General features: G+C 53.3%; 13 protein-coding genes and 2 tRNA genes. 6 read left to right on the forward strand and 9 right to left on the reverse strand.

Annotated elements, in window-relative coordinates; genetic code table 11:
- Positions 1–433: 433 nt before the first annotated feature.
- The 9 genes from OES20_10925 to OES20_10965 all read right to left on the reverse strand — a co-directional run bounded on the left by OES20_10925 (position 434) and on the right by OES20_10965 (position 7,443).
- Positions 434–510 (reverse strand) — tRNA-Met (locus OES20_10925).
- Positions 511–599: 89 nt separating this feature from the next.
- Positions 600–1,691: a redox-regulated ATPase YchF gene (gene ychF, locus OES20_10930; protein ID MDH3635210.1), complete on the reverse strand. Its 1,092-nt coding sequence runs from the start codon at positions 1,689–1,691 to the stop codon at positions 600–602.
- A 12-nt stretch (positions 1,692–1,703) separates the two neighbouring features.
- Positions 1,704–2,288 (reverse strand): aminoacyl-tRNA hydrolase, encoded by a 585-nt coding sequence (pth, locus tag OES20_10935; protein MDH3635211.1) that lies wholly within the window; start codon positions 2,286–2,288, stop codon positions 1,704–1,706.
- 8 nt (positions 2,289–2,296) lie between these two features.
- On the reverse strand, positions 2,297–3,013 hold the full coding sequence (locus tag OES20_10940; protein MDH3635212.1) for a 50S ribosomal protein L25/general stress protein Ctc: 717 nt from the start codon (positions 3,011–3,013) through the stop codon (positions 2,297–2,299).
- A gap of 91 nt (positions 3,014–3,104) precedes the next feature.
- Positions 3,105–4,070: a ribose-phosphate diphosphokinase gene (locus OES20_10945; protein MDH3635213.1), complete on the reverse strand. Its 966-nt coding sequence runs from the start codon at positions 4,068–4,070 to the stop codon at positions 3,105–3,107.
- 93 nt (positions 4,071–4,163) lie between these two features.
- A tRNA-Gln gene (locus OES20_10950) sits at positions 4,164–4,238 on the reverse strand.
- Between the two features lie 7 nt (positions 4,239–4,245).
- Positions 4,246–5,097: a 4-(cytidine 5'-diphospho)-2-C-methyl-D-erythritol kinase gene (gene ispE / locus OES20_10955; GenBank protein ID MDH3635214.1), complete on the reverse strand. Its 852-nt coding sequence runs from the start codon at positions 5,095–5,097 to the stop codon at positions 4,246–4,248.
- A gap of 1 nt (position 5,098) precedes the next feature.
- Positions 5,099–5,743, reverse strand: a complete 645-nt coding sequence (lolB, locus tag OES20_10960) for a lipoprotein insertase outer membrane protein LolB (protein MDH3635215.1) — start codon at positions 5,741–5,743, stop codon at positions 5,099–5,101.
- Between the two features lie 14 nt (positions 5,744–5,757).
- Positions 5,758–7,443, reverse strand: a complete 1,686-nt coding sequence (locus OES20_10965) for a tetratricopeptide repeat protein (protein MDH3635216.1) — start codon at positions 7,441–7,443, stop codon at positions 5,758–5,760.
- 189 nt (positions 7,444–7,632) lie between these two features.
- Between OES20_10965 and hemA the strand changes: the two genes are divergently transcribed.
- The 6 genes from hemA to OES20_10995 all read left to right on the forward strand — a co-directional run bounded on the left by hemA (position 7,633) and on the right by OES20_10995 (position 13,393).
- The gene (gene hemA, locus OES20_10970; protein MDH3635217.1) at positions 7,633–8,889 is read left to right on the forward strand and encodes a glutamyl-tRNA reductase; all 1,257 of its coding nucleotides are present in this window, start codon (positions 7,633–7,635) and stop codon (positions 8,887–8,889) included.
- Between the two features lie 4 nt (positions 8,890–8,893).
- Positions 8,894–9,994, forward strand: coding sequence for a peptide chain release factor 1 (prfA, locus tag OES20_10975; GenBank protein MDH3635218.1), 1,101 nt, complete (start codon positions 8,894–8,896; stop codon positions 9,992–9,994).
- 434 nt (positions 9,995–10,428) lie between these two features.
- On the forward strand, positions 10,429–11,292 hold the full coding sequence (prmC, locus tag OES20_10980; GenBank protein ID MDH3635219.1) for a peptide chain release factor N(5)-glutamine methyltransferase: 864 nt from the start codon (positions 10,429–10,431) through the stop codon (positions 11,290–11,292).
- Between the two features lie 9 nt (positions 11,293–11,301).
- Entirely contained in the window at positions 11,302–11,685 is a 384-nt protein-coding gene (locus OES20_10985) for a hypothetical protein (GenBank protein ID MDH3635220.1), read from the forward strand.
- Positions 11,685–12,416: an ABC transporter permease gene (locus OES20_10990; protein ID MDH3635221.1), complete on the forward strand. Its 732-nt coding sequence runs from the start codon at positions 11,685–11,687 to the stop codon at positions 12,414–12,416. Before OES20_10985 ends, OES20_10990 begins: the two co-directional genes overlap by 1 nt.
- On the forward strand, positions 12,407–13,393 hold the full coding sequence (locus OES20_10995) for an SRPBCC family protein (protein MDH3635222.1): 987 nt from the start codon (positions 12,407–12,409) through the stop codon (positions 13,391–13,393). Before OES20_10990 ends, OES20_10995 begins: the two co-directional genes overlap by 10 nt.
- Position 13,394 lies beyond the last annotated feature (1 nt).

The raw sequence follows: 13,394 nt of genomic DNA on the forward strand, positions 1-13,394 counted from the left end.
TCTCTCCTTCGATGAAGCCGCTCATGGATCGCCCCTTCTATGGAAAGGTTTATTTTACCTTTCAGCCAGGAGTTTTCACACAGCCTCGGTCGTTAGCAGACCCCCATTCTTAAATTACGAGCGTCTGCTTTTAGGGAAATCAAAATTCTGCGATTGAACTATTGAAACTGCAAAAGATGGATCATGCGTAGGCCAGCAACATGACTTACACCAGATGGATTGAGTAATACTGGTGCATCTAAAGTAGATTAAAGTGGACTTTTTGTTTTACCGGACAAAGATGCCTGGGGATTGGGATTTAATGCCTTCTCGAAAGGCAATTTAAGGCTAAGAGTCGCGTTCAAAAGCAATCAAAACTCAGAGCAACCGTAACCCCAGCGTAACCCCGTATTTACATAGAAAAGACTGATGAAGGCTAAGTCATTGAAAAATATGGTGGCTACGCCCTGATTTGAACAGGGGACCCCATCATTATGAGTGATGTGCTCTAACCAACTGAGCTACGTAGCCAAGGAATTATTCATGACCGGCTTGCCCGGTCGGCGAGAGCGCGCGATTTTCGCTTGTACACCGGGCGCTGTCAAGCGCGAGGCACCGGCCTAGACATTAAAGCGGAAGTGCACGACGTCGGCTTCCCGCATCACGTAGTCCTTGCCTTCGAGGCGCCATTTGCCCGCATCCTTAGCACCCTGCTCGCCGTTGCAGGCGATAAAATCGTCAAAGCCGATCACCTCGGCGCGAATGAAACCCTTTTCAAAATCGGTATGGATTTTACCCGCCGCGCAGGGTGCGGTATCGCCAACACGGACGGTCCAGGCACGCACCTCCTGAGGACCGGCGGTGAAGAAGGTCTGCAGATTTAAAAGCCGGTAGCCGGCATGAATGACACGATCGAGGCCCGGTTCTTCAAGCCCCATTTCCTGCAAAAACTCGGTCGCTTCGACGGCGTCGAGCTCAGCGACGTCGGCTTCGATTGCGGCACAGATCGCGACCACTTCGGTGCCCTCTTTCGCGGCATACGCCGTGACCACATCGAGGTGTGGGTTATTCTGGAATCCATCCTCGGCCACGTTGGCAATGTAGAGTACCGGCTTTGCGGTAATCAGGTGCAAATCTTTCATCCAGCCACGTTGATGATCCTGAAGCTCGAAGCTACGCGCATGCCTGCCGTCCTCGACATGCGCCTGCACTGCCTGCATGAATTCGTATTTGGCCTTCGCTTCTTTTTCGTTGGACTTGGCCAGCTTGGCGGCGCGTTCAGTCTGACGCGCGACCGATTCCATATCGGCCAGTAACAATTCGGTATTAATCGTCTCGATATCGTTCAGTGGATCGATCGTATTGCGGACGTGCAGCACATCTTCATCTTCGAAGCAGCGCACCACCTGTGCAATCGCATCGGTTTCGCGGATATGCCCGAGAAACTGGTTTCCGAGGCCTTCGCCTTTCGACGCACCGGCAACCAGCCCGGCAATATCGACAAACTCCATCGTTGTCGGGATGACTTTTTTGGGCTGGACGATGTCGGCAAGCTGCTGCAATCGCGGTTCGGGGACCTCGACCACCCCCACGTTGGGATCGATCGTGCAGAATGCGTAGTTTTCCGCAGCAATACCAGCCCGTGTTAACGAGTTGAACAGGGTTGATTTACCGACATTGGGCAGTCCGACGATGCCACATTTGAATCCCATGCTAGAGTCCTATCAGGTATGCAGGGCCTGCATCGCCTTGTCGATGCGACCTTCGATAACCAACGGCATTACCGCGAGCGTGTCCCGGTTGGCTGCCTCGATCGCATTCATATCCGCCGCCGATGGTTTGTGCAGCACGTAGTTAATGACCTGGCTGCTGTCACCCGGATGCCCGATACCAATCCGAACGCGGAAAAACTCGCGGCTACCGAGGTGGCTGACGATGTCCCGCAACCCGTTGTGCCCACCATGACCACCGGCCTGCTTGATACGGTTGGTGCCCGGGGGCAAATCAAGCTCATCGTGGTATACCAGGGTTTGCTCGGGCGTTATCTTGTAGTAACGCGCCAGCGAGGCTACCGCCTGGCCGCTGCGGTTCATGAAGGCCTGCGGTTTGAGCAGATAGACATCCTTGCCATCGGCCCTGAACTTGCACACTTCCGCGTTGTATCGCTTGTCAAACCTGAAACTCAATCCCAGGTCCGACGCCAGCAGATCGATCAACCAGAACCCGGCGTTGTGGCGCGTATCAACGTAATCGGCCCCGGGGTTACCGAGGCCGACAATTAAACGGATTTCTGCAGTTAGCGCAGCCATGCCGCGGGTTACCCCTCGTCGCTGGCTTCGCCTTCAGACGTACCGGTCTCACCTTCAGCTACTTCGCCTTCTGCTACTTCGCCTTCTTCGCCCTCGGCTAATTCAGGTTCTTCCTCTTCGATCACTTCCTCACGTGTCTTGACCACCGAGACGACGCCAAGATCATGGACATCATGTTCGGTTTCCTCGACATTCATCATGGCCGTAAGCTCGACGCCTTCGGGCATCTTTATATCTGACAGGTGCAAGGAATCGCCAAGATGCAGATTTTTGACATCGATCTCGAGATACTCAGGCAGATCTTTCGGCAATGCGATGATTTCTATTTCCGTCACTGTTTGCGTGATCATACCGCCATCCGTTTTCACACCCGCGCAGTCTTCAGAATTCAAAACGTGAATCGGAACCACGATCTTGATCGGCTTGTTCTTGTCGATGCGAAAAAAATCGGCATGCATCACCTTGTTCTTGTAAGGATGACGCTGCAGATCGCGCAGTATGACCTCTTCAGTCAGGTCACCGACCTGCAGTTCGATAACCTGGGTGTAAATCGTTTCATGCTCGAGCTCATGAAAGATCTTGTTGTGCGGGATACAGATCTTAACCGGATCGCTATCACCGCCATATACGATTGCTGGGACCATACCCTGGTGTCTCAGGCGGCGGCTCGCACCTTTCCCCGAGTCAGAGCGCGGTTCAGCATTCAGATGAATTGTGTCTGACATTGCTATACTCCAAAAATAAAAAACCGTCTCTCGACGGAGGCCTGTCTTGCGACCAGACAGGGTTATATTTAAGCCGCCTGGGCGGCTATCTTCAGTCCATATACAACGAACTGACCGATTCTTCAGCGTGGACGCGACGAATTGTTTCCGCCAGCAGTCCCGCCACCGACACCTGGCGGATCCGGGTACACGCCGCGGCCTCTTCCGAGAGCGGTATGGTATCGGTTACCACCAATTCATCCATGGCTGAATTTTCCAGGTTTTCGATCGCCTTGCCCGATAACACCGCATGAGTACAGTAGGCGAATACCCCTTTTGCGCCCTCGTCCTTGAGTGCCTCCGCGGCCTGGCACAAGGTACCGGCGGTGTCGACCATATCATCGACAATAATACAGGTCTTGCCTTTCACCTCACCGATAATATTCATCACCTTGGCCATATTCGGCTGCGGGCGACGTTTGTCGATAATTGCGAGATCAGCCTCATCCAGCTGTTTCGCTATTGCCCTGGCTCGCACCACGCCCCCGACATCAGGCGACACCACGATCATGTTCGGGTATTTCTGTTTCCAGATATCACCCATTAAAATCGGCGACGCGTAAACGTTATCCACGGGGCATTCGAAAAATCCCTGGATCTGATCAGCGTGCAAGTCAATCGTTAACACCCTGTCCACACCGACACTGGTCAGCATGTTTGCCACCACCTTGGCCGTGATCGGCACCCGCTGCGAACGCACCCGTCGATCCTGGCGGGCATACCCGTAGTAGGGAATAACCGCGGTCACCCGATCCGATGACGCACGGTTGATCGCGTCGATCATCACCAGCAACTCCATCAGGTTATCGTTGGTGGGGACACAGGTCGGCTGGATGATAAACACATCCTTGCCACGCACGTTTTCGCCGATCTCTACCGAAATTTCGCCATCGCTGAACTCACCCACCGATGCGATGCCGAGGGGGATGTCCAGGTAACGAACGATCGTTCGTGCCAATTCCGGATTGGCGTTCCCGGTAAAAACCATCAAGTCGTTCGTGGCTACGTTGCCAACCATCGGACTCTCTCGTTTGCAATAAAACCCTGGACCAGATTTCTCATCCGGCCGGATGGTACGCGCTGCACTATCTCGGCCTTCGTCCACGAAAATTGGCTGGGCCGGCTGGATTCGAACCAACGAATGCCAGGATCAAAACCTGGTGCCTTACCACTTGGCGACGGCCCAATAATTCTCAATTGTCCAGCAATCCCAACTGCTGGTGTACCGGGTTACGATTCATTGCCTTTGCAATGTGCGCAATCCACTGCTTCGGAACCCTCGATTTTACCGTTTCTGCCTGCTCATGGCTATCGAATGCGGCGTACACACTTGCGCCGGTGCCCGACATTTTGGGGGTTGCATACTGACTCAACCAGTCAATCGCCTCACCTACCCCGGGGTACAGTTTTCGCACCACCGGTTCGCATACATTACTGCCCGAGCCGCGCAGAAAGGCGCGTATTGTGAGCGGATCGTTGTTGCGTGTCAATTCTTGTGCGCCAAATATATTGGCGCTGGAAACCTCGATTTTAGGATCAATCACGACATAAATCGGTTCTGTCAAATCGATAGTTTCCAGTACCTCTCCGATGCCGGTAGCCCAGGCAGCTCGACCGTATATGAAAACCGGCACGTCGGCACCCAGCTCGAGGCCGATTTCGGCCAGCTGCTGTAGCGATAGATCGAGCTCCCAGAGTCGGTTCAGGGCCAGCAGGCAGGTGGCCGCGTTCGAACTGCCGCCCCCCAGCCCACCGCCGATGGGTATGCGCTTGTCAATGTTGATGCTGATCCCTTTACCTACATTGAACCGGGTTTGTAATAATCCCGCGGCGCGCAACAGGATATCCTCCGAGGCCGCTACCGGTGAGTTCCCTGTCACGCGCAGCACATCGGAGCTGTCAGTTACGACGAAGCTGAGATGATCGCAAAAGTCGATGAACTGGAACACGGTTTCGAGCAGATGATAGCCATCCTCTCGACGTCCGGTGATATTCAACATGAGGTTAAGCTTTGCGGGTGAGCGTAGTGACAGAAGCTCGGTCATGTCAGTTAAATTCGGGAAAAAGATCTGACGGGGTAACATCCTCTGTAGAGGACTGCCAGCGTTCGACGACAAGCTTGACCGTTATCGTGTCGCTCACCAGTTCGACCTTGCGCGGTAAACGCGGGTATTGCGGCTCGTCGAAATAATCGAGGTAGCTGATCGTCCATCGGTCCTGGATGATGGATCGGGTACGGCCATCTGTGCTCACCCGATGTGAATAACGGTTCCCGGGTCGTGGCATTCCCCGAATCCAGTACTCCAGTCCGCTGATCGGAAGCGACCAGCCGATGACATCCTCGAGCAGTGCCTCCGCGGTATGATTCTCGAATACCTGCCCGTCGGGCAGGCGCAATCGGTAGACATCATCCACGCCGGATTCGATGCGAAATACGCCCTGACCGAATGGTGCCTCGAGTAGCATTTCAAAGTTCCCCACGTCTCGTTGCCAACGTATACCGATGTTGTAAGCCCCGGTTTCGAGCTTGATAACGGCGCGTGAATGCAAATCCCAGCTGTTATAGCTCGCTAACGCCTGTTGCTGGCTTGTCCAGAGCTCCTGTGCCCCCTGCCTGTCCGACAGGCTGGCAAATTGACTACAACCAGCGATAACCGAAACGGCAAAAGCGAAAAAGAGGGATCGCAACAAGCTGTAAACGTTAATCAGGGGATAAAACGCTGCATGACTTCCAGCAGCATTGGATCATCAGGGGATTTATCGAGCGCTTCTTTCCAGATGCTGGTCGCTTCTTCCTGATTGCCACTTACCCAGAGTACCTCTCCGAGATGAGCGGCAATTTCCGCATCATTAAAAAAGGAGAGCGCTTTGCGCAACAGGCTGATGGCCTTGTCATACTCGCCCAGACGATAGTGCACCCACCCCCAGCTATCGATGATTGCGGCATCGTCAGGCATAATTTCAATGGCGCGCTTGATATAAACATAGGCTTCTTCGTAACGGTCGGTCTGATCCGCCAATGTGAAACCCAGGGCGTTAAGCGCATGCGCGTTATCCGGCTCGGTTTTAAGAATAGTCGATATGTCTGCTTCCAGCTGGTCGATACGCCCCAGCTTTTCGGCGACCAGTGCACGCGAATACAGTAAATCGCTGTTACCGGGTACGATATCAAGGGCTGTATTGAAAACGGCCATCGCCTCCTCGAAACGCCGTACACTACGCAACAGCTCTCCCTTGCTGATATAAATGCGTACCAGCGATCCATCTGACTGGCTGCCCTTCAACATCGCGTCCAGGTGATCGATGGCTTCTTCAATGCGTCCCGATATACCGAGCATATCCGCAATGCGCAACCGCGCATCGAATTTATACTCGCCAACATGCACCTGCTCGTACCACTCGATCGCAGTTTCGTATTGTTTTCGATTTTCGTAAATGCGCCCGAGATAATATTGCGCCTCGCCCTCGCGCTGATTTAACCTGACCAGCATCATCATGTATTTCTCGGCATCGTCCAGGCGCTGGGACTCGAGCGACAGCAAGCCGAGCGTAAACAACAACTCCGCATCTTCCGGTGAAGCCCGGTGAAGTTTTTCAAATTCTATGCGGGCTTTTTCATATTCCTTGACGTCGACCAGCAAGCGCGCGTAGGTGAGCCGCAAGTTCTGGTCATCCGGATTCTCCTGGACGGCCTTTTCAAGACTTACCACCGCTTCATCGGATTTTCCCAGCCTGAGTAAAACCCTGGCACGCGCGGAATGCACACCTTCTATATCGGCCAGTGCAATTGAACGATCGAGGTACTTTAACGCCTCTTCTGGGCGACCATTTTGCGCGGACAACATGCCATGCAAATACTGCGCATAGGCACGGGATGGATTTTCCTGAGCGAGGCGCTGGGTCACGGCGAGCACCGTATTGGCATTTTTTTCGCGGGCCAGGATGCCAAGCAGGGGTGGAAACAACTGTTCATCTTCCAGCTCGCTGGTCTGGATCAAGTCGTTAACATAGTTGAATGCCTCGGGGATCTTGTCCTGTCGGATATAAATCGCGGCAATAACCTGGCGCGCCTCAATCCGCTTCGGATCGAGTTCGATCCAGCGGTGGGCCGCCTCGATTGCAGCTTCAAGATCTTGCCCGTACACCGCAACGCGCACCGCACGCTCTGCGATATCCGGATTATCCTGCGATTTCGCAAGCTCCAGATAATGCTTAACTGCAAGCGCCGTATCGCCCATGTTCAAGGCTATTTCGGCCACCATCAATGCGTACGAAGCGTCTGCAACCGAATCCTGCTCCGTCCCCGGTGAATTAATCTGCACTGCATGGGACTCGAGCGGGGCCGAGGCCTGCGATGATATCTGCGGTAAACCGGCACAAGCAGTAAGCAACAGGCTTCCTAATATAAGGACGGAGCGATTGTTAAACTTGATGAAATACAATGTAATTTCCGAAAAATCCTCAAATAATGAGTGTAGCATTTCACTGTAGGATTGTATTTACCCTGATTTGTTCCAAGGATGTTGTATTTAAAAGACTTATGCCCGAAAATCTCCTGTTGGCACGAAACTTCCCTGAACATGGCCTTACTTTCCCTTGGCATCAATCATTTAACCGCTCCGGTTGATATTCGAGAAAAAGTTGCATTTGCCCCAGAGCAAATGCGCCAGGCATTGCATCAGCTTCAGGACATTCCCGCGGTGAACGAATCCGTCATCGTATCGACCTGTAACCGCACCGAGATATATTGCGACACCTCTTCGGATTGCAGCGATACCATAGTGCATTGGCTGACCGCTCATCACGGCCTCAACGAACTGGGTCTTAGCCCGTATATCTATCAACATTGCGATGAAGAGGTTGCGCGCCACCTGTTTCGCGTTGCCTCGGGACTTGACTCAATGGTGCTTGGCGAACCCCAGATCCTCGGACAGCTGAAAGAGTCGTACGAACAGGCGCGAGGCGGCAACACGGTGAACTCGATCCTGGATCGACTGTTCCAGCATTCGTTTAGTGTCGCCAAGCGAGTACGAACTGACACCGAAATCGGGTCCAACCCGGTTTCCGTCGCATTTGCCGCGGTAAGCCTGTCGAAGCAGATTTTCGGCAAGCTCGATGAATTACACGCCCTGCTGATCGGTGCGGGCGAAACCATAGAACTGGTTTCCCGTCATCTAAAGAGTCAGCAGATCGGGTCAATGACGATTGCAAATCGCAGTATCGAGCGCGCAAGCCTGCTCGCCGATCAAATCGGCGCGGACGCAGTGCAGATCAACGCAGTTCCCGAACAACTGGCACATGCCGATATCGTTATCTCTTCCACCGCGAGTCAATTGCCGATTCTTGGCAAGGGCGCAACCGAATCCGCTTTGAAACGCCGCAAGCACCGACCCATCTTCATGGTCGACCTGGCGGTCCCACGCGATATCGAGCCTGAGGTCGGTTCACTGCAGGATATTTACCTGTATACCGTCGATGATTTAAAAACCGTCGTCGACGAAAATTTACGCGGCCGCGAACTTGCCGCCGAAGCAGCACTGGAAATAATCAACCTCGAAGTGACGATGTTCGACCAGTGGCTCAAAACCCACCAGTCGGCCGACCATATCAGGCAATTGCGCGATAGCGCCGACCTGATAAAACAACAGGCAATCGAAAAAGCCCTGCTGCAACTAAAGCAGGCATCCGATCCAGAAGAGGCCATCCAGCGGCTTGCCAACGATATCACCAACAAGCTGATGCACCGGCCCACGCTCGAAATGCGCAAGGCATTGCAAAACGATGATGAAGAACGCATCCGGTTACTCAAATCGTTGATTAAGCCCGACTCGAATTGAGACTATGAAAGAATCGTTGCTCAACAAACTGGAAGCACTGTGTGCCCGGCACGAAGAGATCGCCGGACTGCTGTCTGACATCGAGGTTATCAACGACCAGGACAGGTTTCGAAACCTGTCAATGGAATATGCGCAACTGGAAGACGTCGTCAAGAATTTCAACCGCTTTCAGCAGGCCCAGGCGGCGCTTGATTCGGCACGCGAGATGTTGAGCGAAGAGGACGCCGAGATCAGGGAGCTTGCCGAAGAAGAAATTGCCGAAAACACCGGGCAAATCGAGCAGCTAGAGATTGAATTACAGAAGCTGTTATTGCCGCGGGATCCCAATGACAGCGCTAATGTCTTTCTAGAGATCCGAGCCGGCACCGGTGGTGACGAGGCCGCCATATTCGCGGGTGATTTGTTTCGCATGTACAGCCGCTACGCCGAATCGCAGCACTGGCTGCTGGAAATACTCAACAGCAACGAAGGAGAGCACGGCGGCTACAAGGAAATTATTGCGCGCATTATTGGTAATGGCGCTTACTCGCACCTGAAGTTCGAGTCCGGCGCACACCGCGTGCAGCGCGTGCCGGAGACCGAGTCGCAGGGACGCGTGCATACCTCGGCCGCGACCGTCGCGATTATTCCGGAAAGCGAAGAGGTGCAAATGATCGAGATAAACCCGGCCGATTTGCGTATCGATACCTTCCGCGCCTCGGGTGCCGGCGGCCAGCATGTTAATAAAACCGACTCGGCGATACGGCTGACCCATATCCCGACTGGCACCGTGGTCGAATGCCAGGATGAACGTTCGCAGCACAAAAACAGGGCCCGGGCAATGTCACTATTACAGGCACGTATCTATGACACGGAAAAACAAAAGCAGGAAGCCGAGCAAGCCGCCGAACGCAAGTCACTTGTCGGCGGCGGCGATCGCTCGGAACGCATTCGTACCTATAATTTTCCGCAGGGCAGGTTAACCGATCATCGTATTAACCTTACGCTCTATAAACTCGACGAAATCATGCAGGGCAGCCTGGGGCAGGTGGTCGACCCGCTAATGCACGAGTACCAGGCCGAGCAACTCGCCAGCCTCAGCGCCGAGGACCGCGGCCTCAACTAACCCTTTTTTTCCCTTATCGAAATTATTTGAAATCGCGACAATTACTCGGAATCTGAATGTTTTTGATCTCCTCAGCACCATGAGAGCAAGGCAAAAATTCCGCAATAGCGCGAGCAATATATTAGTAAGTGTTTTCCAACAGTTTAAGGAGAGACTGCGATCCTTGGACTAACTCCGGAGAGCGAACGTTTCTGACGCCTTCAGTGTCGTGAGAGCAAGGCAAAAATTTCCCCAATAGCGCGAGCAATACACTAAAGTATGCGAGCGTTTTGGGGAAATTTTTAACGCCGCTATCGCGACACTGAAGGCGTCAGAAAAAAAAGGCCGTCCCTGGCCACGTGATATCATCAATAGATCGGGGGAGGAGGTATTGATGTCCACAAACAACTTATAGATGATTTACAGAATTTCCATAGTGAACAAGTTCTATTTACATGAGTGAACAAATCGACTCCGCCCTCGCATGGGCCAGGAGCTGCATTGCCACCTGCAGTGAGACTGCCCGCCTCGATGCCGAGCTTTTACTGGCCTTTTGCCTCGATAAACCACGTAGTTATCTCTATAGTCGACCGGATCAGGAACTAAGCGAATCCAGCTGGCAACAGTACCAGGAACTGGTTCGAAAACGACTCGAGCCCACACCGATTGCTTACCTGCTCGGTAGCCGCGAGTTTTACTCGCTGGAGTTCTCTGCAAGCCCTGCCGCGCTGGTACCCAGGCCGGAGACCGAGTTACTGGTAGAGCTCGCGCTGGAGCAGATTCCCATCGAGCATCCCTGTCGTATTTGCGACCTGGGTACCGGTAGCGGAATTATCGCCATAACGCTGAAAAAACAACGCCCCCTGGCCCGGATTTACGCCACCGACGTCGATCCCGCCTGCCTGGCGCTGGCGCACGTTAATGCTGCTCGTCATGAAGTCGATATCGAGTTCATCGAGTCAGACTGGTACCGACAACTGCCGACCGGGCTGGTATTCGACCTTATTGTATCCAATCCACCCTATATCGCGGCAAACCACCCTTTTTTGCGACAGGGTGACCTGCCCGCGGAACCTGAGCTCGCGTTAACGCCTGGTGACACCGGCCTCGAGGCCTTGCAACAAATCGTCAGCCAGGCAAAAGAACATATGGCTGTTGGCGGTTATCTGATACTGGAGCACGGCTACGACCAGCAGGTCAGCGTCGCCGGGTTGCTGACAACCCATGGCTTTGGCGAAATTCGCTGTGTTACCGATTACAATAACTTACCGCGCACCAGTATTGCCAAACGGGTTGATAATCCAAATTCCGGGGCGTAGTCTTTCGGCATGGAAGACGCGGACCGCTATCGATGTCGCCGCATTTACCTCAAGCAGAGCGACGATCCAGCCTGTCAGGCCCACGCCGCATGCGAAGTACTAGTTGATATCGATGGTATCCTGCTGGCCTCTCCGGTCGGTGACCATGGCGCTCACATTATTTATTCACTCGACAAACTGAGTTTTGAAATTGTGATCGACCTCCTCGCTGAACTTGATTTTGAAATGGATAATTCGCTGCTTGTGACTTTGCGCAACACCATCTTCTGTTTCCTTGAAGACAATGCACGCGATAATATGCAGATCGACGTGACCCAGTTTCAACGGGATGACAGTGAGATCGAGGAATTAATGCAACCGGATAGCAACCAGTACTGGGAAGATTACCACTAGTGTATGCAATAACACCGGCCGATATAGCGATCGCATTCATCCCGGTGGTCGTTACCCTGCTCATTATTTTTTACTGGTCAACCAGTATTAAAAACGCAGCCGTGGCGATCCTGCGTATGCTGCTGCAGCTCATGCTGATTGGTTACACACTGGAGTTTATCTTCCACGCCAATAATCAATGGATCATCATCGCTGTATTGAGCTTCATGCTACTCGCGGCAAGCTGGATCGCACTGGGGGCACTACCGGTTAAGCGCTCGACACTACTCGGGTGTAGCCTGACGGCGATCGCCGTGGGCGGCATCTTTAACCTCGTACTGATTAGCCAGGGCGTTCTACACGCCGAGCCCTGGTATCAGCCGGCCATATTGATCCCGCTTGCCGGAATGATTTTCTCCAATTCCATGAACAGCGTCAGCCTCGCCGGTGAACGCCTTTACAGCGAGCTGGGTCATCATAATGACTATGCGCGGGCCCGCAGCACGGCATTCCAGGCGGCGCTAATTCCGATCACGAATTCGCTGCTCGCGGTCGGGCTGGTATCGCTGCCCGGTATGATGACCGGCCAGATCCTGGCCGGTACCTCGCCGCTGATCGCGGCGCGTTACCAGATTATCGTCATGTGCATGATTTTCAGTTCCGCCGGAATCTCTGCAGCGCTGTTCCTGTGGCTGATCCGTTCACAATGCAAGCAACAAAGCGCTGCTACCGGAGTCGATACATGTGGATAGTCATTGGCATCGTCGTTGCCATCCTGCTGGCTGGAATAGCCTACCTGGCCACCCTGGAGGGTAAGTTTAACATCAAGCGGAGCCTCGAGATCGAGGCACCTCTGGATTCGGTTTTTGCCACGATCCTGGATCTCAAATCCTGGCCGGAATGGAGCCCCTGGTTGATACACGAGCCCGAGACTAAAATCGTTTACAGCGAAAATTTTCAGTCAGAGAACGGCCATTACAGCTGGGATGGCAAGGTAGTCGGCGCGGGTAAACTGACCCACATCGAAATAAATCCCGGCGTTAGCATTAAACAGCAAATTGAGTTTTTACGCCCCTTCAAGTCGACAAACCAGGTCAACTGGGCGTTTGAAGCGAGGAATGGAAATACCCTGGTCAGCTGGGAGATGGCCGGACGGTTGCCGTTCCTGTTCCGCTTCATGACCAAAAAAATGACACCCATGATCGAGCGTGATTATGATCTCGGGCTGGCGATGCTCGGCGGATACCTGAATGCCGAAATGCCACACCCCGAGATTGAATTTATCGGTTTCGAGGACCTGGAAGCGTTCAATTACTGGGCGATTCCGTTCAATGGAAATCTGCGTCAACTTGAGGCAGCGCGCCGCTCGAGTATAGAAACGCTTCAGGACACGGGGCTCAATCAAGTTGGGCTAGCATTGACGATTTATAATCAATTGGATCCACTGGCATCCAGTTACCAGGCCGAAATAGCCGTTCCGGTCGGCAACAGTACGCCCCTGTCGAACTACAAGCGGCACGAATTCAAGGGCGGGCACTATTATAAAATGTCGCTGCACGGTGACCTCAGGTACTTGCCGCTCGGGTGGTACGCGCTGCACAGTCACTGCCGCATGCATAAGATAAAGCTTGATAATTCTAGAGACGCGCTCGAAATCTATCTCGACGACGTAACAAATATAACCGACGCCAACCAGTTCACCACGGCGCTTTATATTCCGGTCAATTAAA

Source organism: Gammaproteobacteria bacterium, from assembly GCA_029862005.1.
In the GTDB taxonomy this organism is placed as follows: domain Bacteria; phylum Pseudomonadota; class Gammaproteobacteria.

Excerpts from the sequence above, each read along its gene's own strand:
- ychF (MDH3635210.1), bottom strand. The coding sequence starts at position 1,691 with ATGGGATTCAAATGTGGCATCGTCGGACTGCCCAATGTCGGTAAATCA.
- pth (MDH3635211.1), bottom strand. The coding sequence starts at position 2,288 with ATGGCTGCGCTAACTGCAGAAATCCGTTTAATTGTCGGCCTCGGTAAC.
- OES20_10940 (MDH3635212.1), bottom strand. The coding sequence starts at position 3,013 with ATGTCAGACACAATTCATCTGAATGCTGAACCGCGCTCTGACTCGGGG.
- OES20_10945 (MDH3635213.1), bottom strand. The coding sequence starts at position 4,070 with ATGGTTGGCAACGTAGCCACGAACGACTTGATGGTTTTTACCGGGAAC.
- ispE (MDH3635214.1), bottom strand. The coding sequence starts at position 5,097 with ATGACCGAGCTTCTGTCACTACGCTCACCCGCAAAGCTTAACCTCATG.
- hemA (MDH3635217.1), top strand. The coding sequence starts at position 7,633 with ATGGCCTTACTTTCCCTTGGCATCAATCATTTAACCGCTCCGGTTGAT.
- prfA (MDH3635218.1), top strand. The coding sequence starts at position 8,894 with ATGAAAGAATCGTTGCTCAACAAACTGGAAGCACTGTGTGCCCGGCAC.
- prmC (MDH3635219.1), top strand. The coding sequence starts at position 10,429 with ATGAGTGAACAAATCGACTCCGCCCTCGCATGGGCCAGGAGCTGCATT.
- OES20_10985 (MDH3635220.1), top strand. The coding sequence starts at position 11,302 with ATGGAAGACGCGGACCGCTATCGATGTCGCCGCATTTACCTCAAGCAG.
- OES20_10995 (MDH3635222.1), top strand. The coding sequence starts at position 12,407 with ATGTGGATAGTCATTGGCATCGTCGTTGCCATCCTGCTGGCTGGAATA.